Genomic DNA, 25,241 nt, shown 5'->3' with positions numbered 1-25,241 from the left:
GAAGGTGTGCGCTTTGAAGGTGATCGTTCAGAAGTTCGGGGGCTCTTCACTCTCAGATCTTTCCAAGATCCGGCAGGTCGCCGAGGCGATTGTTGCCACGCGCGAGCGCGGCTACCAGGTGGTGGTTGTGGTTTCGGCCATGGGCGATACCACGGACGATCTTCTGGGGATGGCCAACGAGCTTGCGGCCAGTCCTTCGCGGCGGGAGCTCGATATGCTGCTCTCGGTGGGCGAGCGTATCAGTATGGCGTTGATGTCGATTGCGATTCAGGCCCGTGGCCACCAGGCGGTGAGTCTTACCGGATCGCAGTGTGGCATCCTCACCACGGCCAGCCACTCCAACGCGCGTATCATCGATGTGCGGCCTTTTCGGGTGCAGGACGAGCTGGCGCAGGGACGCATTGTGATCGTGGCCGGCTTCCAGGGGACGAGCTACCGACGCGATGTGACGACGCTGGGCCGCGGTGGCAGCGATACGACGGCGGTGGCACTGGCGGCGGCATTGGGGGCGGAGGCCTGCGAGATCTACAGCGATGTCGACGGGGTCTTCAGCGCGGATCCGCGGGTGGTGCTCAGCGCTCGCCAGCTTGAGAGCTTGAGTTACGAAGAGATGCAGGAGATGGCGCGCGCCGGCGCGAAAGTGCTCAATGAGCAGGCGGTGGAGTTTGCGCGCCGCGCTCAGATCGCGCTTTACGCCCGCAGCACGCAGATGCGCGGGGAGGGGGGCACGGTGGTGCGGGTGGATCTTCCGCATACGGAGCTCTCGCGCCTGGAGGAAGGGCGGCCAGCGGTGGCGGTCAGCCATATTCGGCGGGGGCTTCGGGTCTGCGCGGGGGCCAGCGCGGACCGGGTCGCCGAGGTGATTGAGGCGCTGGCGACGGTGTGCTTCAACTGGCAGCCGGGCGGCAGTCTGGATGCTTTTATCGGGCTTGATGACGTGCACGGGGTCGAGGCGTTGGAGACGTCGCTGTGCGCGCTCGGGGCGGATGTGAAGGTCAGCCAGCCGGGGATGATCAGCGTTGTGGGGTTGGGTGTGGGCGGGCAGACGCGCTGGAGTCGCCTGGGTGAGGCGGCGCTGCGGGAGGCCGGTGTGAAGACCCTGGGGCTGAGCGCGAGCCTGGCGCGTCTGAGCTGGATCGTCGAGGCCGGGCAGGTCGAGGCCGGAGCCAACGCGCTGCATGAGGCCTTTGTGGGCGAGCCGTTGCCTGTTTGAGGATCCTGGCGAGGGGCGCGAGAGGTTGGCTCAGAGTGCGGTCGTGAGCCAAGTCAGCGCCTGCGGGGCGACAAGCTGACTCCAGCTCTCCAGCCCTTGCATCTTTGCCTGGAGCTCGTTTGGGGTGACCCATTCACCGACCATTTTATCGGTCTCGCGCACCCGGATTTGGGCGGGGTCTCCGGCGTGGTACGCGCTGAAGACAACGCCCAGGTGCACCTGACCGACCTCGTTGGTGTCATCGTTGATCAGCCCACGGTAGGTCAGGGTGAGGGGGCGTTCGATGAAGAGCTCTTCGTAGAGCTCGACGAGCATGCCTGTCCACAGCGCGTCGTCGGGGCGATGGAGTTCGGCCGGTGCGTCGCTTTCTTTGTCGCGGGCGATGTGCCCGCCGACCCCCAGGGAGAGTTTGTCGTGGAGGCGGGCTTCACCCTGGGTGGGGAGGCGGCGCAGGCGAAAGAGGTGCGTGTCGTTATGAACCACCACGTAGGGGATGAGTTGTTTTTTGCCGGGATCGTCTTCGAGAGGTGCGCGCAGGCCCCAGCGCAGACGTCCGGCTAACTCCGTGTAGTGGCGAGCCTGATCGTCGGTCCGGAAGCCGTGCTCAAGCGCGTTGAGGGCGTCGAGCTCCTCGCGGGGGACGTAGGCGATGGTCTCGTCGGCGTAGCGTGATGGGGTCATCTGTGGGGCTCTCTTGGAGACGGTATCATAGGGAGGGCGGGAAGCGTCGGGCGCGGATCGGGGCGCGAGGGGAGTTCGGGCCGGGGGGAGGCGCGCGCGGGAACTCGGCGAGGGCACTGTGGCCGGGGTGGGGCGGGCTGACAAGGGGCGATCGGGGGGGGAGAGGCGCTACAGTAGCTCGGGAACATTCTACCAAGAAAAAAGCGAGGCCCCTGGGAGGGGCCTCGCTTTCTGAATCGCGTGTGCTTTCGTGTGCGAAGTAAGTAGGAGGGATTTTGGTAGGATTTCCAGGAAGGAAATGGGGTGGGATATCAGGAAGATATGGGGAAGGATGCAACCTACCTCGCACACGATAGAACACGCGACCTGTCTTGCGCACTCATGATGTAGAACTGAAGCTGCTGACTTTCTATTCCAAGGAGACTGTAAAGTATCAGTGTTACTGGAACCTGTCATCCTTCGTCGTGCTGCTTCGCGTCTTACGCAGTCTAAATTACAGCGTCGGTGGAAAATGTCAACCACACTGTAAAAAATAAGTAAAAAAAAATGCCCCGAGAGGTTCGGGGGCATGTTCAGGGCTAAAAACAGGGCGAATCGGGAGATCTCACCGGGAGGTCAGCGATCGTCAGGCTGGAGGGTGATGCGCAGATCCTGGCCGGCCAGGGACTCTTCGACCCTCAGGGCTTGATCCTGGTAGCCCTCCAGGCGCAGGACAAAGTCGACGCCCTGCTGGCCCTCAAAGACAAAATCGGTCAGCGCCTGGGGTGTGGCTCCCAGCAGGCTCTCTTCGCCGCTCTCGGGGCTCCGCGTGTAGAGGCGAGCGCCGGGGGGCTCGGAGTGAATCTGCAGGCCGGAGGTGAGCACCTGGGCTGTGGGGGCTTCGGGCTCGGTGGAGGCGTTCCCGGAGGGGCTGCCCATGGCGAAGAAGAACCAGCCGAGATTGGAGAGGATAAAGAGGGCCAGGGCCAGGGTGAGCAGATAGCCGCTGGGGCGCGGGCTCAGCGGCGCGGAAGAGCGTGGGGGCTCGGGGAGGGAGGGAGGTGACTCGCGCTTCGTGTCGGGTAACTCGGCGTCTTCGCGGCGCGCGACCTCCGGGGGGGAGGAGGGGGCCGGAGTCGGGGCGGAGTCGGGTTCGGGGCCATGAACCGCCAGTCGCAACTCGTGGGCGAAGTCGGAGAGTGTCGGCCAGCGGCTGGACGGGTCACGTTGCAGGGCGCGATCAATCACCGAGGAGATCGCTTCTTCGACGCCGAGCTCTTCGAGTGTGGGAGCGGGGTCGGAGGCGATGCGTACCAGGCCTTCGCTGGCGTCGATGGGGTCGTCAAAGTAGGGGTGCACGCCGCATAGCGCGCGGTAGGCCAGGGCGCCGAGCGCCCATTGGTCGGCGGCCACAGGGTTTATCGCCTCGTCCTCGGCGAAGACCTCCGGGGCGAAGGCGTCCACGAGATCGGTGGTGAGCGCGGCGTGCGGAAGCGCGCGCAGCTCCGCCAGGGTGAGCCCGACCGAGAAGAAGGAAAGGGTGGCGCGCTCGAAGGCGTCGGGGCCTTCGGGAAGTCGCACCCAGCGCGCGGTGAGGGCGCCGTGGAAGAGTTCGCGGTGGTGGGCGCGCTCCAGGATTGCGGCCAGGCGCTCGACGAGCAGCACGACTTCACCGGGGGGAAGTGTGCCGCGGCGCTCCAGCACCGCTGCAAGCGAGGTGCCCGCGGCGCTTTGCTCAATGACGAAGGGGACGCCCCGCTCAAGCTCACCGAAATCCACCACCGAGAGAACCCCCTCGATGCGCTGGTGGCTGGCGCGCTCGGCGCTGTTGCGGATGCGTTCAATGAGTGCATCTTCGGCGCCGGCCTCCGGGAGCCCCTCGAAGATCACAACCTGGACCGGAAGCCCGAAGGGCTCCTGCGTGGCTGCGTAGCGCGAGATGAGGCTCTCGGTGCTGATGCGCCGATCGAGGTGGTAGCGATGTTCCAGCGCCAGGGTGCCGCCTTGAAGGTTCTCCACGATTACTCCGCCTGGGGCTGATGATTTTCGTTGGTTTCGGAGGTTGCCGGGGCAGCGGGGATGCCGCCTTTACGCGGGTCGCTCACCGCGGTCCAGCTGCCGTCGGGCTGGCGCATGATGGCCTGCACGGCGTTGTAGGCGCGACGGGTCTGCAGCTGGTGACCGCGCTCGACGAGTCCCGGGGCAAAGGGGAGGTTGTCGAACTCGACAAAGAGCTGTTCGGGCAACCACTGGTGATGCATGCGCGGGCCGCTGACGGCGTCGAGCAGATCGCGGCCGAAGATCATCGTGGCGACCATGGTGAAGTAGGTCCCGGTGATAATCGTAGGACCGCCGCTGCCGCCCAGGCTCATAAAAGGTTCGCCCTCTTTGAGCACAAGCGTTGGGCTCATGGAGCTTAAGGGGCGTTTATCGCGGGCCACCGCGTTTTGTTCGTTGCCCATCAGGCCGTAGAGGTTGGGCTGGCCGGGGGCGATGTTAAAGTCGGCCATCTCGTTGTTGAAAATCAGGCCGAAGTTCGGATCGTAGACCATCGACCCAAAGCGGGTGTTGATGGTTGTGGTGCAGGCGAGCATGTTGCCGTCGGCGTCGACGACGCTCAGGTGGGAGGTGCCGGGAGGGTCGTCGGAGGGGGCGGCCGATCCGTAGGCGTCGATGGGTTTGGTGCTGTTGAGCTCGATGGTCTCTCGGAGCTCGGCGGCGTACGCTTTGGAGATGAGGCGCTCGACGGGAACGTCGACAAAGTCGCTGTCGCCCAGGTGGGCGGCGCGGTCGGCGAAGGCGTGTTTGAGCGCTTCGACGATCAGGTGAATGGCCGGAGCGTCCCAGGCCTGAGATTCGAGCTCAAAGCCCTCCAGAATATGAAAGGCCTCGATCAGCGCGATGCCGCCGGAGGAAGGAGGCGGCATCGAGATGATCTCGAAATCATTGTAGGTGCCGGTGACCGGCTCGCGGAGGGCGACCTGGTAGCGCTTGAGATCGTCGAGGGTGAGGATGCCGCCGGCCTGTTGCACCGCCTCGACTGAAGCCTCGGCGATGGCGCCCGTGTAAAAGGGTTGCACGCCTTCGTCGCGCAGAAGTTCAAGGGCGCGGGCAAGATCTTCACGCACCAGCATGTCGCCCTCTTCGACGAGGTTGCCGTCCTCGCGGGTGAAGACGGCTTTGAGCTCGGGCCACGCTTCGAGCGTCGGGGCCAGGGTCTGAAGGTGGCGCGCCAGCGTTGCTCCCACCGGGAAGCCCTCCCTGGCGAGGTTAAGCGCCGGGTCGACCACGCGCTCCCACTCCAGCTGGCCGAAGCGTCCGTGCAGCGACCAGACGCCTGCGGCTTCGCCGGGCACGCCGACTGCCAGTCCGCCGTGGCGGGCGAGTTGAGGGTCGGCCTCTCCATCGACCAGGTACATATCGCGGTGGGCTGCTGCCGGTGCGCGCTCGCGGTAGTCGAGGACGGTGGTCTGGCCAGTGTCGGCTTCCCGGTAGAGGCAAAATCCTCCGCCGCCGAGGCCGGAGGCAAAGGGATTGACCAGTCCGACGGCCAGCATGGCCGCGGCGCCGGCGTCGGCGGCGTTTCCGCCGGCAGCCAGCATGGCCGCGCCGGCCTCAGAAGCAAGCCGGTGGTCGGCGGCTACAAGCCCGGCTGAAGAGCGTACCCGGTGCTGGCTGTTATCGAGCGCCGCGGGCTCGTCATTTTGCGGCGTGCTTTCCTGCGCTATCGCTGGCAGGCTCAGCCCGCAGAGAAGCAGCCCAATTGTGACGCTGCTGAAACAATCCATCCTTCGAGTCATGATCCATCCACGAGCTTGTTGACAGTCCATAGCGACACTCTATGCTTCGCCGCATCGCCCCGGGGCGAAATGAAGTTTGATGAGAGAATCGCCAAGTGAAACGCCCGTAAGCGTTTTTAGTCGGTGACCCCTTCCCACCACAGGTAGTCCATGATGGTCCGTTCAATCTTCGGTCTCTTCGCCAAAAGTCCCTTCCCGTATATCCGAGAGATGGCCCACAAGGTCAAGGAGTGCGCTGACGAGGTGCCCGTGCTCTTCGACGCGGTCTTTGAAGGGGACCAGGACAAGGTCAAGGCGATCGCCGAGAACATCAGCCACCTTGAGCATGAGGTGGATGTGGTCAAGACGCGCATTCGCGACAGCCTGCCCAAGACGATCTTTATGTCCGTGGACCGCCGTGATCTGCTCGATGTGCTGGCCTCGCTCGATGCGATCGCCGACAACGCCGAAGATGTGGGCATTCTCTTTACGCTGCGCAAGATGGAGCCGCATCCCGAGCTTGTGCCCCAGCTTAAGAAGCTGCTTCGTCGGGTGATGACCACGGTTGATAAGGCCGTGGAGATCGTCGATGCCCTCGAAGTTCTGGCTGATGTCAGCTTCACCGGTCCCGAGGCCGAGCGGGTGCTCTTGATGATCGATGAACTCAACCGCCTGGAGCATGAGGCCGACCTGGTGCAGGACGCGCTGGCGCGACTGCTCTTCGGGATGGAAGACGATATTAAGCCGGGCAGCCTGCTGATCTGGAACAAGATCTTTAACAAGGTGGGCGATATGGCCAACGCGGCCGAGAAGATGGGCAACCGCCTGCGTCTCTTCATGTCCAAATAAGTTCCGAGCAATCAACCCGCTGCGCTCCGAACTTCGGAGCGCAGCCCGCTGCCTTGCTCCTACCTTATGAGGTGGGTGAGGCAGTGATCAGCGAACCGTAGTACCGGGAGCGTAACTCCATGGGTGTGGAACTGATCCTCTGGGTGGCCATTGCGTTTGGCTTTTATATGGCGTGGAGCATCGGCGCCAACGACGCGGCCAATGCCATGGGCACCAGCGTCGGCTCGAAGGCCATCTCGTTTAAAGAGGCGGTGATCATCGCCGCGATCTTTGAATTTTCGGGGGCGTTTATCGCCGGGGCGTCGGTCACCGATACGATGCGTCGCGGCATCATCGATCCGCTGCTCTTTAACGATGCGGCGGTGGTCGGCACGGCCGAGGGCTCCACGCTCTTTATGCTGGGGATGCTCGCTGCGCTGATTTCGGCTGCGGTCTGGCTGCACCTGGCGGCGATGCTCGGCTGGCCGGTCTCGACGACGCACTCGATCGTGGGGGCGATCACGGGCTTTGGGCTTGTGGCGGTGGGGCCGGCGTACATTCAGTGGGGCACGCTGGCCAAGATCGTGAGCAGCTGGGCGGTCAGCCCGCTCACAGGCGGGATTCTGGCGTACCTGGTGTTCTCACTTGTACGAAAGATGATCTTCGATGCGGAAAACCCGGTGGCGGCGGTCAAGCGCTGGAGCCCGGTGCTTGTCTTCCCGGTATTCCTGGTGCTGGGACTTGTGATCTTCGTCAAGGGCATGCCCGGCGTGGATCTGGAGTCGTACGGGATTGGCACCACCGAGATCTGGCTTCTTTCGGCGCTGGTCGGAGTGGTGGGCTCGCTGGTGAGCTGGCTCTTTGTACGCACGATCGAGGAGCCCTCCGGCGATGATCGTGACCTGCATGTGGCGCGGGTGGAGAAGGTCTTTCGTTATCTGCAGATTGCCACGGCGTGTTTTGTGGCCTTTGCGCACGGATCGAACGACGTGGCCAACTCCATCGGTCCCCTGGCCGCGATCGTGGGCACCTTTAACGAAGGTGCGATCACCGCGAAGGTTCCCGTTCCGACCTGGGTGCTTCTGCTCGGCGGGCTGGGAATTGTGATCGGCCTTGCGACATACGGCTACAAGGTCATCGAGACGATCGGCACCAAGATCACCGAGATCACGCCCTCGCGCGGGTTTGCCGCAGAGTTCGGGGCGGCCTCGACCATCCTGATGGGAAGCTGGCTGGGCCTGCCCATCTCGACGACGCATACGGTGGTGGGTGCGGTGATCGGTGTGGGGTTTGCGCGAGGGATGACGGCGCTCAACCTGGGGATCATCTGGAATATCGTCAAATCGTGGGTTTACACCCTGCCGGTTGCCGGGGGCTCCACGATCCTGATCTACGTGAGCTTAAAGGCGGCCTACTCCACCTTTATCGCCCCGCTCTGAGGGGTGGCGAGGCCCTGCTCGGCGCAGCAGGCCTTGCAGCGCGTGCAGATGTTCAGACGTCGTCGATCCAGACGTCAATACGCTCGTTGTTCAGGGGGGAGATCCCCCGGGCTGCGAGCGTTTGCGTTAAGGGCTCGGTGTGCAGCAGAAAGTCGTGATCGCTTAAGCCCTGCTGGACCTCGCGCTGGTAGTCGCGGGTGTCAAAGTAGGCGCGGAGGCGCTCGGAGATGGGGTAGACCATCAGCTGCTGGAACCAGTCGAAGGGCTGTTTTTTGGGGGCGTTTTTATTCTCGACCATCTCCCAGTAGAGCCCCCAGGAGGAGGCGGCCACCGAGCCTTCGGCCTGGGGCATCACATCGCGGCACAGGGCCAGAAAGGCGCCCTGCCAGTAGGGATCGAAGTGGCGAAACTCCTCGCTGTAGAAGATCGCGTTGTGAAAGTAGGAAGGGACGGTGACCAGGGCGCCGAGCTCCAGGCGCTGGCAGACGTTTCGGAGAAGCTCCATGACCTGGGGCCCCACGCCCAGGCCGGGGTAGCGTTGGCCGGGAAGGGGTGGGCGCTCCGGGCTGAAGTCGGTGGCCGGGTTCTGCAGGAGCAGCCACTCGATATTGAGCACCGGGATGTGCGTGGTGGGCTGATCGCCCAGGCCCGGGGCCTGAAGGAAGTCGCGGCGCACCACCAGCTCGACCAGCGGGGCGTCGCAGTGGGGCTTGTCGCTCCAGATGCGCAGCAGATGTTCATCGGGGTCGTCGGTGCGCAGCTCCAGGCGGCGGTCGCGAAAACCGATGCGCTCCAGGTCGCGCATAAACCCGTACTTCTCCAGCGCGATGCGCAGACCATCCTCGGTGTAAAAGCCCAGCCAGAGTTCGTCATCCTGGCCGAAGAGGTCGGGCAGCGCGCTGAGCGCATCGAGGCCGGCTGAGCCCTGCTGCAACTCGGTACGGGTGAGCAGGGTGTAGATCTCTTCGTAGCGTTCTCGAAAGCGCGTCATCTGGAGGCCGGGGGGCACAGATCGGAGGAGCATCGGGCCGTGAGAGCTGTGAAGGGGCGGCCCGGGGAGATGTCGTAGAGTGACTGCGCGCGAGTATAGGTGCGGCGGGCTCGGGTGCCAAGCCGGTCCGTCAGCGCGTCGAAGGAAGGGCGATGTAGACCGGTGAGCCGAAGGCTCCGAGGTGGGGCGCCGGAGGGGCCGGATCGATGTGCTGGGCGATGTAGGCGTAGGCCTCTCCGGGGCGCGCGCTGCGATCGAGGTAGGTCCCCGCAGCCGAGCTCTCCAGAGCGACCAGAGGCGTCCAGGGCGAGGGGGAGCTTCCGGCCAGCGCGCGGCGCATCAGCCGTACGCCCCACCCCGAAGATGGCTCCCAACGCAGCCTTACGCCCTCAGGCGTCGCCTCCGCGATCATGTTGGCAGGTGGGGGCGGTAGCTCTCTGGAGCGCGTCTCAAGAGCTGTGGCGAGCTCCCAGGGGCCATCGCTCGTTGTGGCAAGCGTCAGGGTGTAGTGCAAATCCGGACAGGAGCCGGCATCTGCATCGCGCAGCTCCAGCGCACCGCGCGTCCAGGCCTCTTGCAGGGAGGCCTCGAGGGGAAGCTCATAGAGAGGTGTCGCGGCGCTCTGGCCGCAGGCGCGCTCAAGGCGAAGCGCGCCGGGCGCCGGCGTCTCGGCCGGCACAATGCGCAAAAAAAGCCCCTGGTCGGTGACGCGTTCCACGCTGAGGTGAACGGTCTCGGTTGGCGGAGGGGAAACCGGCGCGCGAAGCGCGGCGCAGCCGGAAAGCGTCGCGCTCGCTGTGCACAGGGCGACGATGGACGCCGCCCGGCGCACCGTCGCCGGCGCCTTAAACGCAGCGCGACGCGCCCGGAGGGGCGCGTCGCTGCAGGACTTTAGACTTAAAACTTCCACATCAGGCGGCCCTGAAGCGTCCAGGCCAGGCCGGGATCGACCGACTCACCAAAGGGACCCAGATCCCCGTAGTGGTTGAAGCGGGGGCGGTCCACCTCGGCGGCGAGTCCGGCGAAGGGGAAGAGCACCCCGGCGTCGATGGCAGCGAGGAAGGTGTCGGTGGCCAGGTAGCGCAGTGAAGCGTCGAACTCCAGCCCCAGCCAGGGCTCGCCGGAGGGGGTGCCCGCCGCCTTGAGTGCGCGCGAGGCGATGGCATCGAGTTGAAACTCCATGCGCTGCAGCCCGCTGTCCAGGAAGGTCGCCACCACGTAGGGGTTGGCGTAGGTGGCGTTGGTGACCGTGCCGATGACCTCGCGGAAGAGGATCAGGTCGAGGTGGTAGTCGGGGCTAAAGCGCATAAAGTCGAGCCGGTTCGCGGCGCTCTCGCCATAACCCCAGTTGGGGCTCTCGCCACCGGAGGCCAGGCCGGCGTTGAGGCCGAAGGTGACCGGTCCGCCGAAGTAGAATTCTGACTCGAGCGCCAGCCCGAACTGCGAGACGGATTTGGAGGTCACATTGCCGTCGGCGTCGGTGGCGCAGGCACCCGGGTTGGCCTCGTAGGCGCCTTCATCGAAGCAGTTGACGCTGCCGGTCTGGCCGGGCTCAAAGCCGACGGCGGCGGAGGTGGTGTTGTCGATGCTGCCGAAGATACCCAGTGCTTCGAGCTCCACGCGGATGCGGCGGTCGTCTGCCGGCTCCCAGAGCATCTGGCCCCAGAGGTCGGCCGAGTAGATGTCCAGGCCGCGGTAGGTCAACTCGGGCGGGGCTGCGGTGCTCAGGCCGCTTTCATCGACGTTGGCCTGGCCGCGGTTGTGGCGACCGCTGACGTAGAGGCCACCGTTGAAGATGGGGCGGCGGGCGGTGTGGAGGGCGTGAGCCTGACGTTCGCGATCGGCGCGGCTGAGCGGTGCACGCCAGACCTGCGCGGTCCACTGGTGGGTGCCGTCGATACGGCTGAGCTCGTGCGGGGTGCCGTGGGCAAATCCCAGATCGTCGCTGGTAAGACCGGCGCCGGCGAAGTCGTAGGCGGCCAGGATGTTGAAGTTCCAGACGCTGGTGCGAAGCGAGACGCGATCGACGACGTCGCCGAAGTCGCAGTCGTCGCACTGGCCGCCGTTGGCGAAGATGCCCAGGCCCCAGTGGTTGAGCATACGGCCGGCCGAGAGCGTACCGAAGAAGGCGTCGACCTCCCCGTAAGCCTGTCGGACCGTGAGCAGGGAAGGCGCGCCGCTGTAGCCGCCGAGCTGGCGAGCGTCGGCTCCAGGCATGCCCTCGACGAAGTAGCTGTGGCGAGGGTCGGCACCCAGAGCGATGTTGTCGAGAAGATCCGCCTCGGTGTGCACCCGAAGGGTCTCGGAGATATGAAAGGTCGGTGCCAGACGCAGGCGAAGATCGGTGGTCCAGAGGTTACGCGCCTCCGGGTCGGCCGGCGCGCCGGAGGGGCTCACCGACTCCAGCGGAGGGAGCACCGCCGAGGTGCCGCCGGTGCCCAGGTCAAACCCGACGCGTGCGCGGCTGCGTGTGCGCAGATGGCCGGAGACCTCAACGAAAGGAAAGCTCGCCAGGGGGGTGAGGCGATCGAGCATCGCGTCATCAATGGCCTCGGCCGGTACAAACTCGATGTCTTCGGCGATCGCGTCGAAGTCCGAGAAGTCGTCGTCGGGCCAGTCATCTCCCGTCTCCTCGTCCTCGGCGGCGTTGTCCTCGGCGGCGTTGTTCTCAGCGGCGTTGTTCTCAGCGGGCTGCTGCACCAACTCGGGAGTCTCGCCAGTGGGCGACTGCTCGCCCCCGTTTTGGTCCGTCTCTTCGACGTCGGCTGCGGGCTCCTCGTCCGACTCAGCGTCGTCCTGTGGAGAGGCCTGAGCGTCCTCGGCTGCGGGAGCCTGCGAGGGCGCTTCACCTGCAGCGTCTTCCTGGGCAACCAGAGAGGCGGGCAGGGCCAGAGCCAGAATCAAACATGCACCAGAGAGCGAATGCGAGCATTTCATAGGGAGCCTATCAAGCCGAACAGGGAAAAATTCCACAGCCAAGGGGGGCGGACGCTAGCACGCACCTATAGGGGGGTCAAGGTAGCCGCTGGGCCGCTAAATTGAAGGACGAAGCGAGGTGGTTAGCTTCAAAAAAAGACCACGGAGCGGACGCTCTCCACAGGGTGATGGCCAGGAGCGAGTATGGAGATTATCTGGACGCAGGCGGTACTTGCCGGGGTGGTGGGCGTGGTGCTGATGACGATGGCGATGTTCGCCGGGCGGGTGATGGGACTCTCGACCGATATGGTGCGGGCGATCGGGCTGGTCTTTGTGCCGGATTCCGACCGCCATCTGGTCTATCTGATCGGGATCTCGGTGCACCTCTTTATGGGGGCGATCTTCGGACTGACCTATGCGCTTTTATTGACGGCTGTGGGGGCGGTCGGGGTGCTCGGGGCGGCAGCCGCCTGGGGGGCGCTCTTCGGGGCGATCCATGGCGTGGTGGTGGGCGCGGGGCTGGGGATTTTGCCGGCGGTGCATCCGCGGATGGGGCCGGGAGAGGTGCTCAGCGCCCCGGGCTTCTTTGGTCATAATGTCGGGGTGGGAATGCCTGTCTTTCTGATCATGCTGCACATCATCTACGGCATTTTCGCGGCAGTGGTGTACAGCGTCGGCGTCGCCTGAAAGGGCTGTGAGCGAGCGTATAGGATGATGGGCGGACGTAGCCCTGCGCTTAGATCTCGCTGCGATCCATCCAAATCTGCGTCAAAGGCCACTCAAACGCTTCCATCTTCGTCAGCAGCCCGTCAGGGGAGGCGTCGACGAGCACCAGATCGCGGTGCTCGGACTTGAGAAAGCCGCAAGCGACGGCATGGTCCAGGAAGGTCAGGAAGGGATCGTAATACCCGTCGAGATTGAGCAGCCCGATGGGGCGGCGATGAATGCCCAACTGCGACCAGGTGATGACTTCGCAGAGTTCCTCCAGGGTGCCCATGCCGCCGGGCATGGCGATGAAGCCCCGGCTTTTCTCGATCATCATCGCTTTGCGCTCGTGCATGCTCCCCACCATATGAAGCTCGGTGAGCCCGGGGTGACCGGCTTCTTTGGTGGCAAGCCCGCGGGGCAGAATGCCGATGGCCTGACCGCCGGCGTCGAGGATCGCGTCGGCGATCGCGCCCATCATCCCGTAGCGCGAGCCGCCGTAAACCAGCGTGCTCTGGCGAGCCGCCATCGCCTGGCCCATCGCTCGCGCACCGTTGAGAAAGCCGGGGTTAGTGCCGGGGCTCGAGCCGCAGTAGACACAGATGGCCGAGAGAGACATATGCACACTCCTGAACAGGTGGGTGAGGGGGATGTTGCGGCGGACCGCAAGGGCCGATGTAACGCGGGTTGACTCGGGTGTCGAGGCTCCGGTGGGGCGCGCGCTGAAATGGCCGGCGGGGGATGGGTGTTGTCACCGGGCGAGCCTTTGCGTAGATTGCGCTCGCGGAGCGCGCTATTTCGCCCATGTGGGGCGCTAAGCCCGTACTCCAACACAGGATTCGGTCCGGGGGGACATCCCTCGGCCGCCATCGGTTCCCGGTGTGGTGTAGGGGACCTGTGGTCAGTTCATCATTATTTCCCAGGCAAAGTATCGTGGCTGAACAGTCGTTAGAAGAGCGAGAGGCCCGTGTGGCCGAGGCGATGGAGGCATTCTCGGAGCGTCTTCAGGAGGCCGGGCTCAAGTCGACCAAGCAGCGTGACGTGATCGTGGAGCGCTTCTTCTGGCTCGACAAGCACATCAGCGCGGACGAACTGCTGGAGGATGTGCGTGAGCATCAGCCGCGCATCGGCTACGCCACAGTGTATCGCACGCTGAAATTACTGGTGGAGCAGGGGTTTGCGCTCCCCAAGGATTTCGGTGATGGCCAGACGCGCTACGATCCGATCCACAACCAGGATCCGCAGCATGATCACCTGATCTGTGTGGACTGCCGTAAGATCATCGAGTTCAACGATGACGGGCTCAATGAGCGCATCCAGGCGATCGCCGAGAAGATGCAGTATCAGGTACGGCGCAAGAAGATCGAGCTTTATGCCGAGTGCGAGATCCCGGCCTGCCCCAACCATCCCGATCAGGGCGCCTGAGGGCGTCTTTTTCCCGTAGCATTCGCAGTATTGAATCGGCCGGGCTGGTGATTACGACCACCCCCTTCGCGGAGTTCCGGAACGGAGGCCTTCGGCCAGTGACCGCAGCGTTGCGCAGAGTTGCGTGCGCCTGCGGCGAGATTCCAACCATTCGAGGCATGCATGAAAGACGATTTTTCGATCAAAGGTGAAGTGATTGCGGCGCTCGAAGGCGTCGAGGATCCGGGTCAGGGCGGCAAGAACATCGTGGATACCCACCTTGTTGAGCAGGTCGAGGTGAAGGCGGGTGTGGCCGATATCACGCTGGTGATGCCCAAGGGGCGCGCGCGTGAGGAGCGTTTTGCGATCGAAGACGCCATCTACGACAAGGTCGAGGCGATCGACGGGGTGCTGGAGGTCAAAGTGAAGACGATGACCCCGCAGGCGCTGGAGCGTGAAGAGCGTGGCGAGTCCGCACCGGCACCCCAGCCCGCCGCTGCGCCGGCGGCCGCCAAGGCCTCGCCGGCCGCACAGCCTCAGGCGGCGCCTTCGGCGCCGATCGAGGGCGTGGGCAAGGTCATCGCCGTGGCCTCCGGTAAGGGCGGCGTGGGCAAGTCCACGGTGGCGGTGAACCTTGCGCTGGCTCTGCAGAAGATCGGCCACCGCGTGGGCCTGCTTGACGTCGATATCTACGGGCCCTCGTTGCCGACACTGCTCGGCATCTCCGGGCGTCCGGCGGTGAGCAACCGCCGCATCCTGCCGATGGAAGCGGATGGTCTGCGCGTGATGAGCCTGGGCTTTCTGATGGACGAAGATACCCCGGTGATCTGGCGTGGTCCGATCGTCACGGGGATCATCCGCCAGTTCCTGCGCGACGTGGACTGGAGCGGGCTCGACTACCTGATCGTCGATATGCCTCCGGGAACCGGGGACGCGCAGCTGGCGTTGGCTCAGACGGTACCTGTCGACGGTGCTGTGATCGTGACCACGCCGTCCGATCTCTCGTTGATCGATGCGGCGCGTGGGCTGCAGATGTTCAAGACCCTCAATGTGGAGGTGATGGGCATTGTGACGAATATGTCGAAGTTCGTCGTACCCTCGACCAAAGAGGAGTTCTTCATCTTCGGCAATCCCGCCGAGGTGGCCAAAGAGGCCGAGCGTCTGGAGACGCCGGTGCTCGGTGAGATTCCGCTCGACCTGACGGTGCGCGAAGGCGGCGATGCGGGGCGTCCGGTGGTCGTGGGACAGCCGGAGAGCCCGGTGACGGCGGCCTTTGTTGAGCTTGCGAAGATGGTCGCCGAGAAGAAGCCCCCGCACGCGGAGGGTGCTTCTGGCGAGGGGGCCGAGCAACCGAAGAAAGGGCTCTTCTCGTTTTTGAAGAGTTGATTCTCAACCGGCGCAGGGCCGCTTCAGCAGCGGGTTCTGTGCCGGTGGCGAAAATCTCTTTGCCAGGATCGGCGCGAACGCCGATAATCTGCGCCGGCGCCCCTGCGCCGGCGTTGGTCATTGAGGGACCGGCGAGCATCATGCAGCAGCGAGTGGCGTTTGAGTCGATACGGTCGACATTTTGTGCGGGTGCGCGAGCTCAAGGACTTTGAGCAGCGCTTTATCAGGCTGATCGTCGATCAACCCAACGTCTTGCACGTGCGCCATCAGGCACTCTTTCGCTACGCGGCGGCGCTGGGGCAGATGAACCTCTTTCGCACCCCGGTGGGAAACGACATCTCGCTGAGCGAAGACGTCGACGCGTTGCGCCGGTGGTTGGTGGAGTCACTGGTGCCGCTCTTGCCGGAGACTGGCGAGGTTCGGGTGGACGGTCTGCGCGAGATCGCGCCGGTGGTGGCGATGCGCGTCGAACAGACGCGCTCGCAGCTGCTGACACGCCACGCCAGCACTTTCGGAGCGGAGCACCTGGACGCGGAGCTGCGTCAGAAACGGCTGGTGCTTGTGCTCGGCGGTGGAGGCGGCGCGGGGCTTGTGCACCTGGGTACCTTCGCGATGCTCAAGGAGCTGGGCATCACTCCGGAGCTGATCGTGGGCAGTTCGATGGGCAGCCTCCTGGGGCTTGTGCGTGCGATCGACCGTAGCTACGATCCGGTTTCGGTCGCGCTGGCGATGCCCAAAAACCTCGATTACAACACGCTCTTTCGCCCCTTCACGGGCTACTCTCGCTTTGGCTTTCCGGGGGCGTTTCATCTCAACATCATGCGTCTTGCGCGCGAGATGTTTCAGGAGCTTCTGGGAAGCGGGATGCCGCGTTTTGACGATCTTCCGATCAAGCTGGAGATCGTGGCCACCGGGGTTCGCAAAGGCTTTCACTTCGATGACCGGGAGTACGAGCAGTCTGGCGAGGAGGGCATGACGCCGCTGGCACTGCGCCGCAAACTCAAGCTCTTCTTCGGGGCGGTGCGCCAGCTCTCCAAGAATCCGCGTCTGCTCACCCAGGTGGTCTTCGGCTCGGAGCCGGGCACCGAGCATTTCCCGGTGATCGAGGCCGCGGGCTTTAGCTGCTCGGTACCGGGGCTTTTGCATTTTGATGTTTTCCACGACGATCCGGAGACGATCGGACCGCTGGAGAGCGTGTTCGCGCGGCATCAACTCCTGCGTCTCTGCGACGGCGGGGTGGTCAATAATGTGCCCTCGAAGGTGGCCTGGGAGTCGGTGCAGCGGGGATCAGTGGGCTCTCGCAATGCGCAGATCCTCTCCTTTGATGCGTTTGCGCCTCTCTCCACCGGACGCAACCTCATCTGGATTCCCATCCAGCAGATCGCTCGCCCGGCGGTCGTGGCGAATATGCCTTATGCGTCGTTTCATAAGACCTTTCGCACCCCGCCCAGCCCGCTGCAGATCATCGTCAACAGCTACTCCAAACTTAAACGCATCATCGAAGGCGCGCGGGAGGAGTTGGAGGCCGATGTGCCCTACATCCGCGAGTCGATGCGGGAGCTGCCGCCTTATGGCACCTGGGAGATTGGCTAGACGAACCAGTCGTCTGGCGAGGCAGTAAGCTCAATCGTGAGGGGATGCTCAACGGGGAGGTGGCGAAGTTCGCGCGTCCCGTCGAGGACCGCCAGGCGCAGGTCGACGGCAGGTGTGGCGAGGCAATCGAGCGCTGCGCGTGAGAGTGCGAGCTCCCAGCATTGGGCGAAAGCCCAGTCCACCAGGGCTGTTGGTGCATCGGGGCTGAGCGCGCGGGGCTGGCCAGAAGGGTTCGGGTGCAACGCGATGGTGGAGGTGCCCGTGTGGGAGGTCAGTCGGAGCTCAAGGTGCAGGTGTTCTCGGAGGTCGGGGCCCGGATCGACGCGCACGTAGAGACGGTCGTGGTCACAGCCATAGAGAATCTGATCGACGTAGCGGGTCGTCTCAAACATCGCTCCGTAGCCGCTTCGGGGCAGGTAGGACCCGGCGCCCTCCCAGTCAAAGAAGCCGCCGCGTCGCCCGTCGATACGCGGGCTGATCGGGTGCGTCGGAACGCGGTGGGCGGCGACATCTGGCGGGGTCTTCGAGTCGTTGATCGGGTGGTGCAGTCGGCCGGGAGGCTCATGGCCAGGGGAGGTGTAGACGCGGCGAAGCAGCGCGCGAAAGATGCTGTCGAAGAGCGCGTCTTGCTCGGAGCTGAAGTCGTCGCCGTACCACCAGAACCAGTCGGAGCCCTGAGCCATCATCAGCGCCTGGTGCGCGGTCTGAAAAGACTGGTGGGCGCGGCTATCCTCAGCGTCAGGTGGAGGTTGCTCGTCGAGCCAGCGTGTCGCCTCACCCAGAAGTTCCCATGCGAGGTTCGTCTCGGAGTGGCCGATCCAGATCTGGTAGTTGCCCAGGATCCAGGAGCCGGAGTGTAGATGCTCAAGGTGTCCTGAGCTTCCTCCGCGCGCCAGATGGTCGCCGGGGGTTGAGGGGACCAGGGAGGCGTGGTCGCCGAGGCGCTCGTAGAGGGCCTGCAAGAAGAGTCGGCCATCTTCGGGGTAGTGCTCCCAGGGGTTCTCACCGTCGAGGATGATGGCCGCCATGGGGCGAGGATTCTCATCGCGGTGGGCGGCGCGCGCGATGCCTTCAAGGGCTCCGATCAGGTCGGCCGCGGCCTCGTCAGCATCCATATGGGCGTAGGAGAAGCCAAGGCGATCGCTCAGGCCGTGGTCGCGAAAAAAGATCGCGGTCTGGGGGGCCTGGTTCAGCCGCCAGGAGCGCCAGAGGTCGCGATCGCGTTCAAAGTCGCACGAGCCTGCGAGGATCGCCTCGTCGCTGGCGATCCAGCGCACGCCGGCACCTTCAAAGAGCGCAACGGCTTCCGGGGAGACCGACCCCTCCGAGGGCCACATGCCGCTCGGGCGTCTTCCGAAGATCGCTTCGGCGTACTCAAGCGCCTGCGCGATATGGCGGCGGGCGTCGTCGGGGGCTTGAAGCCTGGGCGGGGTGGGGCGCTGCGGCGTGGCGCGACGGGCGGTGTCGGTGTCGATGAGCAGGGGCATAATGGGGTGGAACATCGGGGTGACGCTCACCTCGATCTGCCCGCGCTCCCAGAGCTCCCGGTAAAGAGGCAACACCCGCGCCATGATCTCGATATGGAGGTCGAGAAGGGCGAGGCGGTCCTCCCTGCTGAAGTCTCGGCCCTGGTCACGCCAGGCGCGCAGCCGGGGGTACTCTTCCAGAGCGGCGAACCCGCACCAGGCCAGGTTAAAAAGCATCTGCAAATCGCCAAACTCAGCCTCGCCCCACTCCCGCGCGCAGACCTCTTCGCCTCGCGCTTCGCGCGCGTCGAGAAGCTCGGCGTAGCGGGGCAGGCTGCGCACCCCGTGGGGGTGGTTGAGGCTGAAAAAATGATGCACGAGCGTGCGCCTGTCGCCCGCGCTCAGCTCGTCGAGTGAGGCGCGTGAGAGGTGCCACCAGGCATCGCGCCGCCCCTCCTCAACCCACTCCTGAAGTTGGAGAAGCAGGCTCCCGGAGAAGTTGAACGTCGCGTGCATCTGTGGGTTTTCGGCCAGCAACCAGGCCATGTCGAAGTAGGCTTTTACGGCGTGAAGCCGTACCCAGGGGAGCTCAAAGTCGCCCTGGTCGCCCACCCCGTAGTAGGGCTGGTGCATATGCCAGATAAAGAGCACGTCGAGCGATGGCGTGCTCATGCCTCAAACTCATAGCCCTTGGGCACCACCACGACACCCGCGTCGCTGATCGGGAATCGGGCCCGGTCTTGCTCTTCGTCAAAGCCGATGACGGTATCGGGCGGGATCACGACGTCCTTCTCAATGATCGCCTTGCGAATGCGTGCGCGCCGCCCCACCTCGACCTGCTCAAAGAGCACCGAGTCTTCGATGCTGGAGTAGGAGTTGACCCGCACGCGCTGAAAGAGCACCGAGTTGCGAATGGTACCCCCGGAGACGATGCAGCCCTCGGCGACGATCGAGTTGATCGCCTGGCCGACGCGGTTGGCAGCCGGGTCGTCGTGCACGAACTTCGCCGGGGGATAGTGTTGGTAGTGGGTGCGGATGGGCCAGCGCCGGTTATAGAGGTCAAACTCCGGCGCCACACTGATCAGATCCATGGACGACTCCCAGTACGCATCGATCGTACCCACGTCGCGCCAGTAGCTGCGCTCGCGCTCGGATTGACCTGGCACATCGTTGGTGGAGAAGTCGTAGACGAAGGTGGCCTGGTGGCCGGAGCGCACCATGTTGGTGATGATATTTTTGCCAAAATCATGCGCGCTGCCTTCATCGTGGGCGTCGCGGATGAGCTCTTCAACCAGGCTCGGTGTTTTGAAGATGTAGTTGCCCATCGAGGCCAGACACCAGCCGGGGCGGCCGGGGATCTCGCGGGGCTCTTCGGGCTTTTCGGCAAAGCCCACGATGCGGTGGTCGCGATCGATCTCCAGGATGCCAAAGGCGCGGCCCTGCTCCACGGGCACCGGGATGGCGGCCACGGTCAGGTCGGCGTCCTTTCTGCGGTGGAAGTCGAGCATCTGGCGCACATCCATCTTGTAGATGTTGTCGCCACCGAAGACGCAGACATCAGCCGGCTCCTCATCGTAGATGAGATTGAGGTTCTGGTAGATGGCGTCGGCGCTGCCCTGAAACCACTGGGGACCGCGGCGCTGCTGGGCGGGGACCGCGTCGATGTAGTGGTCAATAAACTGCGCCAGATGCCAGCCTCGGCTGATATGGTTGATCAGCGAGTCGCTCTTGTACTGGGTTAAAACTTTGATCTTGTAGAAGCCGCTGTTGACGAAGTTTGAGAGCACCAGGTCGATGATGCGGTAGCGCCCGCCGAAGGGCACCGCGGGTTTGGCGCGGTCAAGGGTCAACGGTCGCAGGCGCTTGCCTTCGCCGCCTGCCAGGATCATGACGAGCACGTCATTCATAGCGTGGTCCACCGGGTCAAAAGAGAGACGAGTGGAGCGGTACGGCGGCTCCGCGAGTAAGGGTACGGCGCGGGACTGCGAATTGTAGGGCTAGCCGGGAGGAATCAAGCCTAAAAAGAAGGCAGCGCCAGCGCCGAGCACCACAACGATGAGCGCGACGATGATCGCTGTCTTGCCCACCCCCCCGGCTTCTACAGGGGCAGCTGCGGGCTGAGATGCCGTCTGGGAAGCCATCGGGGCGGGTGGCGAGGGTTCGGCCTGGGCGACCGGCCCGGGCTGGCCGGGCTGGGCGACGGCGTCGGAAGGGGCGGCCGAAGGAGTTGCCGAAGGCACTCCGCCTGCCACCGGGCTGCGGACTGCCCCGGGGATGGTCGGTGGACCTCCCTGGCGGGCGTTGTCCTTCGTCGCGTTGCCCGGTCCCTTGATCGCCTGCATCGCCGAGGTGGAGCGGCCCAGATCGGCCAGGCCTGCTGCCTGCCAGGAGTCCGGCTGGGCGGGGGCCTGTTCGGCCGGAGGCGCGGCCACCTCGCCGACGCTCGTATCGCTGCCAAAGCCCAGGTCGGCCCACATGCGGGGATCTTCAAAGTCGCCCGCCGCACCCGGCTGGGAGGCCTCCCCCTGGTCGGGAAGCGAGTCGTAATGCTGGGTGAGGTAAAGATCGAGATCCTGGATCTGCTCCAGGCTCTTAAGCTGGTTGAGCTGCTGCTGGATGGCCATATCCACGGCCATATCCTGCACGGTGCGCGCGCGTTTGGGACGCTTCTCGATGACCGCACCCACCAGGTCGGCCAGATCGTAGCTCGTGACCACCTGGCCGTAGGCGAAGAGGAATTCGGCGAGTTGGTAGGCGAGCTCCTCAGCGGTCTGAATGCGCTTTTGAGGGTCACGGGCCAGCGCGCGGCCAAGTACCACCTCCAGCTCGCGGGGCACGTCCGGGCGAATCTCGCGGATCGAGGGTATTTTGGCCTTTCGCACCAGCTGCAGCGTGCCGTAATCCGACTCGCCCAGGAAAAGACGGCGCCCGGCGAGCATCTCCCACAGAAGGATGCCCAGGGCAAAGATGTCGGTGCGGGCGTCGACCTCCTCGCCGTGAGCGGCCTCCGGCGAGAGGTAGCCGAACTTGCCTTTGACCACGCCGGGATCGGTGATCTCGGCCTGGCTCTTGGCTTTGGCCAGGCCGAAGTCGGTGATCTTCACTTCACCGGCGCGCGAGATCAGCACGTTGGGTGGGCTGATGTCGCGGTGCACGATACCCAGCGGGCGGCCCTGTTGATCGAGTTTGTCGTGGGCGTGGGTGAGACCTTTGCAGATCTCGATGGCCATAAAGACCGCCTGCGCCACGCTGATGCCCTGACCCTGGCGAGCCAGCACTTCGATGAGCTTCTTGAGGTTGGTGCCGTCGACGAACTCCATGACGATGAAGTAGGTGCCGTCGGCGATCCCCAGGTCGAAGACCTGCACGCAGTTGGTGTGGTTGAGGTGCAGGCTGACCTTGGCCTCATCAAGGAACATGCGCACGAAGCGCTCGTTCTGGGTGAGGTTGGGTAGGATGCGCTTGATGGCGACGAGCTTCTCAAAGCCCTGCAGGCTGGTGGAGTTAGCCTTGAAGACCTCGGCCATACCGCCGGCGTCGATGCGCTCGATGACTTGATATCTGGGTTGCGCCATGAAGGGGGCCACGCGTCGCGCTAAAGGTTATCTGGAGGAAAGACGAGCGGAGTATAGCCCAGGGTCGCGCGCGGGCCAACCGTCCGCACAGGCTGTCGGACTCAGGTGAGGTTTCGCAGGGTCGGGTGGACCGGACGGTTGCGAAGGCTGCGTAGCCGGTAGAGATCGACGTGTTCGCTCTTGCCTTTGAGCCGCGTCGGCGGGAGCTTCTCGCTGACCACCATCGGTGCGACATCCCCGAAGGTCAACGGTCCGACCACCACCTCGCCCGGCCCCGCAGAGGAGCAGATGCGGCTGGCGGTGTTCACCACATCGCCCATCACCGTGTAATCCATGCTCTTGGTGGAGCCCATATAGCCGGCGACCACCTGGCCGGTGTTCAGCCCGATGCCGATCGAGAGGGTGTTGCCGTCGCCTTCCTGGCGTCGCGAGTTAAAAGCCTGCAGGGCCTGCTGCATCTCCAGCGCGCAGCGCACCGCGCGCTCGGTATCGTCGGGGTGCGAGATAGGGGCGCCCCAGACCGCCATGATCTCGTCCCCGATGAACTTGTCGAGGGTTCCTTCGTATTTGAAGATCACGTCGACCATCAGCTCAAAATACTCGTTGAGGAGCTCGACGATATGCTGCGGATCGTGGCGTTCGCTGTAGGCGGTGAAGTTGCGAATATCGGCGAACATCACCGTGGCACGGCGTAATTCGCCGCCTTTTTTGAGCTCCAGGCGGCCACTGACGACTTCTTCGACAAGCTGAGGGGAGAGCAGGCGGTGGAGTTTCTCGCGGGCGACGATCTCGCTCTCCATCTGCTTGATAAGCCGGTGGTGCTCGATGAGCACGGCAGCCTGGCGGGCGAAGCCGCTTAAGATCTCCAGATCTTTCTCGGTAAACGCCCCGCTGGCCACCTTCGAGTCGAGGTGGATGACCCCGAGGATGCGATCGTCGAGCAGAAGGGGCACGCTCATGGTGGAGCGGATGTTGCCCAGGATGATCGAGTGGGCGCCGGAGAAGCGGCTGTCCATCATGGCATCTGACGAGAGCACGGCCTGCTTCTCTTCGATGACCTCGTTGAGGATGGTGCGCGAGATGCGCACATCGCCCACGTTGACGTCTTCATTGCGACCGCGCACGACCATGGGCACCAGGCGATCGGTGCCTTCCAGACGAAGCAGGATCACGCCGTGGTCGGCCGGGAAGATCTCAAAAGCCTTCTCCAGGATCTTCTCAAGCAGGATGTCCAGGTCGGTCTCCACGCCGATGGACTGGCCGAGCTCGTGGGCGATGCGCAGCTTTTCGTAGTCCTGGCGAAGCGCGCTTTGATCGGAGATCTGGCCCTCGGGCAAAAAGTTCGCCCGGCTGTCCTGGGTGATGCGGTTTCGGACGTGGCTCTCCAGATCGTCGCTGTGGATGGTGACTTTGTTGCGGGAGCGATGATCGGTGGGATCTTCGTAGAAGATGATGTCGGTGGCGCCCACGCTGATGGTGTCGTTATGGGTGAGCAGCTTCGGCGCCTCCAGGAGCTGGCCGTTGAGGTAGGTGCCGTTGCGGCTGCCGCCGTCGCGCACCTCGAAGTGGCCCTCGATGTTGCGCTCGATAATCGCGTGCTCTTTGGAGACCACCCGATCCAGGATCTGGATGTCCTGCTCGGGGTGGCGACCAATGCGCGTGATGTTGTCGAGGACCAGCGTGCGCTGAATGCCACGCGTGTCGCGATAGAGGACCTTCGCCATAACCGAGCCTGGTGAGAGATGCTGCGCAGAATTTTCTATCGAAGTTTGCCTTCCCTTTCAACGCGCGTTCACGTTAGAAGGCGCCGCTTTGAGCTCGGGATTGTGGCCGCCCCCCGGATGTGGAAGGGCGGGAATGGAGCAGGGAAGGCCGCCGGTTGATTGCGCGCGAGCACGTATCCCTTAAAGCTGCCTTCGGAGAGATGATGGACGCACATCAAGCGCGCCTTTTGCTGGTGGACGATGAGGTCGCCCACCTCAAGACCCTGGAGCGCCTTTTTTTGAAGGAGGGCTACCAGGTGGCCACGGCCACAGGCGGGCAAGAGGCGCTGGATCTGTTGCGCGAGCAGCGTTTTGAGCTGGTGCTCACCGACCTGATGATGCCGGATATCGACGGGATGGATCTGCTTAAGCTGGTGCAGACGCTTCAGCCTCAGGCCGAGGTCATCTTGATGACGGCGTTTGGCACGGTGGAGCGCGCGGTGTTGGGCATGAAGGAGGGGGCGTATGATTTTGTGGCCAAGCCAATCAAGCGCGCCACGATCTTAAAGGCGGTGCGACAGGCCCTGGAGCGTCAGGCGTTGGTCGAGGAAAACCGCGAACTCAAAGCGCGTCTGGCCGATCTGGAGGAGGAGCGCAGCGTGGTGGGGCAGGCCGCGCTGATGCGCGAGGCGGTTGGTCGGGTGCGTCAGGTCGCGCCCAGCGACGCCACGGTGTTAATCACCGGGGAGAGTGGAACCGGGAAAGAGCTTTTCGCACGGATGATCGGGAGATTGAGCAAGCGCGCCGATAAGCCCTTTGTGACGATTAACTGCGCGGCGCTGCCTGAAGCGCTCCTGGAGAGCGAGCTTTTTGGCTACGAGAAGGGGGCGTTTACCGGTGCGACGCAGCGTAAGATCGGTCGTTTCGAAGCTGCCGACGGCGGCACGCTCTTTCTCGATGAGATTGGCGAGCTCTCGCCACAGGTGCAGGTGAAGCTCTTGAGGGTGCTGCAGGAGGGGACCTTTGAGCGCCTGGGCTCCAACACGCCCACCCGGGTCGATGTGCGGGTGGTGGCGGCGACGCATAAAGATCTGGAGGCAGAGCTTCGGGAGGGGACGTTTCGTGAAGATCTTTACTATCGACTAAATGTCATCGATATCAAGATCCCGCCCCTGCGCCATCGCATGGAGGATGTGCCCCTGCTCAGTGAGCATTTTTTAAGGCGCTACAACGAGAAGAACCATCGCCAGATCGCCGGCTTCACCCCCGAGGCGCTTCAGGCGATGGAGGCCTACCACTGGCCGGGCAATGTGCGGGAGTTGGAGAACGTGGTAGAGCGCGCGGTGGTGCTCGATCGCGACGAAAAGATCGACGTCGATGACCTGCCCGCGCAGCTTGTGGAGCGTCCGGCGGAGTCGCGGCATATCACCATTCCGCTGGGAACATCGCTCGAAGAGATAGAAAAGCGGGTGCTGCACGAAACGCTCAAGATGACTCAGGGCGATAAAAACCTCGCGGCCAAACTGCTGGGCATCGCGACGCGGACGATTTATCGCAAACTTTGAGCGCGAGAGCGGCCGGAT

Annotated in this window: 19 protein-coding genes; 8 read left to right on the top strand and 11 right to left on the bottom strand. The window is 64.1% G+C overall.

Going from position 1 to position 25,241, the window contains the following annotated elements:
• The first annotated feature begins 19 nt into the window (after positions 1 to 19).
• Positions 20 to 1,213, top strand: a complete 1,194-nt coding sequence (locus EA187_RS10300) for an aspartate kinase (RefSeq protein WP_241250190.1) — start codon at positions 20 to 22, stop codon at positions 1,211 to 1,213.
• A 30-nt stretch (positions 1,214 to 1,243) separates the two neighbouring features.
• On the opposite strand, the gene EA187_RS10295 is transcribed toward EA187_RS10300, so the two are convergent.
• From EA187_RS10295 to ggt, 3 genes are all read right to left on the bottom strand, one after another.
• The gene (locus EA187_RS10295) at positions 1,244 to 1,894 is read right to left on the bottom strand and encodes a hypothetical protein (protein ID WP_115603770.1); all 651 of its coding nucleotides are present in this window, start codon (positions 1,892 to 1,894) and stop codon (positions 1,244 to 1,246) included.
• Between the two features lie 615 nt (positions 1,895 to 2,509).
• On the bottom strand, positions 2,510 to 3,892 hold the full coding sequence (locus EA187_RS10290; RefSeq protein WP_115603771.1) for a serine/threonine-protein kinase: 1,383 nt from the start codon (positions 3,890 to 3,892) through the stop codon (positions 2,510 to 2,512).
• Between the two features lie 2 nt (positions 3,893 to 3,894).
• Positions 3,895 to 5,673, bottom strand: a complete 1,779-nt coding sequence (gene ggt / locus EA187_RS10285; protein WP_164856179.1) for a gamma-glutamyltransferase — start codon at positions 5,671 to 5,673, stop codon at positions 3,895 to 3,897.
• 150 nt (positions 5,674 to 5,823) lie between these two features.
• Here ggt and EA187_RS10280 point away from each other — a divergent pair, with 150 nt between their 5' ends.
• Positions 5,824 to 6,501, top strand: coding sequence for a TIGR00153 family protein (locus EA187_RS10280; RefSeq protein ID WP_115603773.1), 678 nt, complete (start codon positions 5,824 to 5,826; stop codon positions 6,499 to 6,501).
• Positions 6,502 to 6,620: 119 nt separating this feature from the next.
• Positions 6,621 to 7,919, top strand: a complete 1,299-nt coding sequence (locus EA187_RS10275; protein ID WP_115603774.1) for an inorganic phosphate transporter — start codon at positions 6,621 to 6,623, stop codon at positions 7,917 to 7,919.
• 52 nt (positions 7,920 to 7,971) lie between these two features.
• On the opposite strand, the gene EA187_RS10270 is transcribed toward EA187_RS10275, so the two are convergent.
• From EA187_RS10270 to EA187_RS10260, 3 genes are all read right to left on the bottom strand, one after another.
• Positions 7,972 to 8,910, bottom strand: coding sequence for a hypothetical protein (locus EA187_RS10270; protein ID WP_127780209.1), 939 nt, complete (start codon positions 8,908 to 8,910; stop codon positions 7,972 to 7,974).
• A 130-nt stretch (positions 8,911 to 9,040) separates the two neighbouring features.
• Positions 9,041 to 9,820 (bottom strand): hypothetical protein, encoded by a 780-nt coding sequence (locus EA187_RS10265; RefSeq protein ID WP_127780208.1) that lies wholly within the window; start codon positions 9,818 to 9,820, stop codon positions 9,041 to 9,043.
• Positions 9,808 to 11,814 carry a hypothetical protein gene (locus tag EA187_RS10260; protein ID WP_127780207.1) on the bottom strand — a complete coding sequence of 669 codons (2,007 nt, stop codon included), beginning with the start codon at positions 11,812 to 11,814 and terminating at the stop codon, positions 9,808 to 9,810. The genes EA187_RS10265 and EA187_RS10260 overlap by 13 nt, the downstream gene beginning before the upstream one ends.
• A gap of 216 nt (positions 11,815 to 12,030) precedes the next feature.
• Between EA187_RS10260 and EA187_RS10255 the strand changes: the two genes are divergently transcribed.
• On the top strand, positions 12,031 to 12,513 hold the full coding sequence (locus EA187_RS10255) for a hypothetical protein (protein ID WP_115603778.1): 483 nt from the start codon (positions 12,031 to 12,033) through the stop codon (positions 12,511 to 12,513).
• Between the two features lie 49 nt (positions 12,514 to 12,562).
• Here the strand turns inward: EA187_RS10255 and EA187_RS10250 are convergent, their stop codons facing one another.
• Entirely contained in the window at positions 12,563 to 13,150 is a 588-nt protein-coding gene (locus EA187_RS10250; protein WP_115603779.1) for an LOG family protein, read from the bottom strand.
• A gap of 314 nt (positions 13,151 to 13,464) precedes the next feature.
• On the opposite strand from EA187_RS10250, the gene EA187_RS10245 reads away from it, so the two are divergent.
• From EA187_RS10245 to EA187_RS10235, 3 genes are all read left to right on the top strand, one after another.
• On the top strand, positions 13,465 to 13,956 hold the full coding sequence (locus EA187_RS10245) for a Fur family transcriptional regulator (RefSeq protein ID WP_164856178.1): 492 nt from the start codon (positions 13,465 to 13,467) through the stop codon (positions 13,954 to 13,956).
• A 162-nt stretch (positions 13,957 to 14,118) separates the two neighbouring features.
• Positions 14,119 to 15,321 (top strand): Mrp/NBP35 family ATP-binding protein, encoded by a 1,203-nt coding sequence (locus tag EA187_RS10240; protein ID WP_127780206.1) that lies wholly within the window; start codon positions 14,119 to 14,121, stop codon positions 15,319 to 15,321.
• Positions 15,322 to 15,480: 159 nt separating this feature from the next.
• Positions 15,481 to 16,914: a patatin-like phospholipase family protein gene (locus tag EA187_RS10235; RefSeq protein WP_127780205.1), complete on the top strand. Its 1,434-nt coding sequence runs from the start codon at positions 15,481 to 15,483 to the stop codon at positions 16,912 to 16,914.
• Here the strand turns inward: EA187_RS10235 and EA187_RS10230 are convergent.
• From EA187_RS10230 to EA187_RS10215, 4 genes are all read right to left on the bottom strand, one after another.
• Positions 16,911 to 19,052: a glycoside hydrolase family 57 protein gene (locus EA187_RS10230; protein ID WP_127780204.1), complete on the bottom strand. Its 2,142-nt coding sequence runs from the start codon at positions 19,050 to 19,052 to the stop codon at positions 16,911 to 16,913. The two genes, EA187_RS10235 and EA187_RS10230, sit on opposite strands and share 4 nt — an antisense overlap.
• Entirely contained in the window at positions 19,049 to 20,287 is a 1,239-nt protein-coding gene (gene glgC / locus EA187_RS10225) for a glucose-1-phosphate adenylyltransferase (protein WP_115603784.1), read from the bottom strand. Before glgC ends, EA187_RS10230 begins: the two co-directional genes overlap by 4 nt.
• Before the next feature lie 90 nt (positions 20,288 to 20,377).
• A complete protein-coding gene (locus EA187_RS10220; protein ID WP_115603785.1) occupies positions 20,378 to 21,955 on the bottom strand; it encodes a serine/threonine-protein kinase in 1,578 nt (525 codons plus the stop codon).
• A 101-nt stretch (positions 21,956 to 22,056) separates the two neighbouring features.
• On the bottom strand, positions 22,057 to 23,679 hold the full coding sequence (locus EA187_RS10215; protein ID WP_127780203.1) for an adenylate/guanylate cyclase domain-containing protein: 1,623 nt from the start codon (positions 23,677 to 23,679) through the stop codon (positions 22,057 to 22,059).
• A 203-nt stretch (positions 23,680 to 23,882) separates the two neighbouring features.
• On the opposite strand from EA187_RS10215, the gene EA187_RS10210 reads away from it, so the two are divergent.
• Complete coding sequence (locus EA187_RS10210; protein WP_115604492.1) at positions 23,883 to 25,223, top strand: sigma-54-dependent transcriptional regulator; 1,341 nt, start codon at positions 23,883 to 23,885, stop codon at positions 25,221 to 25,223.
• Positions 25,224 to 25,241 lie beyond the last annotated feature (18 nt).

This window comes from Lujinxingia sediminis (assembly GCF_004005565.1).
Classification (GTDB): domain Bacteria; phylum Myxococcota_A; class Bradymonadia; order Bradymonadales; family Bradymonadaceae; genus Lujinxingia; species Lujinxingia sediminis.
Note: the sequence above shows the minus strand (reverse complement) of the source record. Positions and strands in the feature narration are given on the sequence as shown.

What these genes read in the sequence shown, in the direction of transcription:
- EA187_RS10295 (WP_115603770.1), bottom strand. Translation starts at nt 1,894, where the DNA reads ATGACCCCATCACGCTACGCCGACGAGACCATCGCCTACGTCCCCCGC.
- ggt (WP_164856179.1), bottom strand. Translation starts at nt 5,673, where the DNA reads ATGACTCGAAGGATGGATTGTTTCAGCAGCGTCACAATTGGGCTGCTT.
- EA187_RS10280 (WP_115603773.1), top strand. Translation starts at nt 5,824, where the DNA reads ATGATGGTCCGTTCAATCTTCGGTCTCTTCGCCAAAAGTCCCTTCCCG.
- EA187_RS10275 (WP_115603774.1), top strand. Translation starts at nt 6,621, where the DNA reads ATGGGTGTGGAACTGATCCTCTGGGTGGCCATTGCGTTTGGCTTTTAT.
- EA187_RS10270 (WP_127780209.1), bottom strand. Translation starts at nt 8,910, where the DNA reads ATGACGCGCTTTCGAGAACGCTACGAAGAGATCTACACCCTGCTCACC.
- EA187_RS10255 (WP_115603778.1), top strand. Translation starts at nt 12,031, where the DNA reads ATGGAGATTATCTGGACGCAGGCGGTACTTGCCGGGGTGGTGGGCGTG.
- EA187_RS10250 (WP_115603779.1), bottom strand. Translation starts at nt 13,150, where the DNA reads ATGTCTCTCTCGGCCATCTGTGTCTACTGCGGCTCGAGCCCCGGCACT.
- EA187_RS10240 (WP_127780206.1), top strand. Translation starts at nt 14,119, where the DNA reads ATGAAAGACGATTTTTCGATCAAAGGTGAAGTGATTGCGGCGCTCGAA.
- EA187_RS10230 (WP_127780204.1), bottom strand. Translation starts at nt 19,052, where the DNA reads ATGAGCACGCCATCGCTCGACGTGCTCTTTATCTGGCATATGCACCAG.
- glgC (WP_115603784.1), bottom strand. Translation starts at nt 20,287, where the DNA reads ATGAATGACGTGCTCGTCATGATCCTGGCAGGCGGCGAAGGCAAGCGC.
- EA187_RS10220 (WP_115603785.1), bottom strand. Translation starts at nt 21,955, where the DNA reads ATGGCGCAACCCAGATATCAAGTCATCGAGCGCATCGACGCCGGCGGT.
- EA187_RS10215 (WP_127780203.1), bottom strand. Translation starts at nt 23,679, where the DNA reads ATGGCGAAGGTCCTCTATCGCGACACGCGTGGCATTCAGCGCACGCTG.
- EA187_RS10210 (WP_115604492.1), top strand. Translation starts at nt 23,883, where the DNA reads ATGGACGCACATCAAGCGCGCCTTTTGCTGGTGGACGATGAGGTCGCC.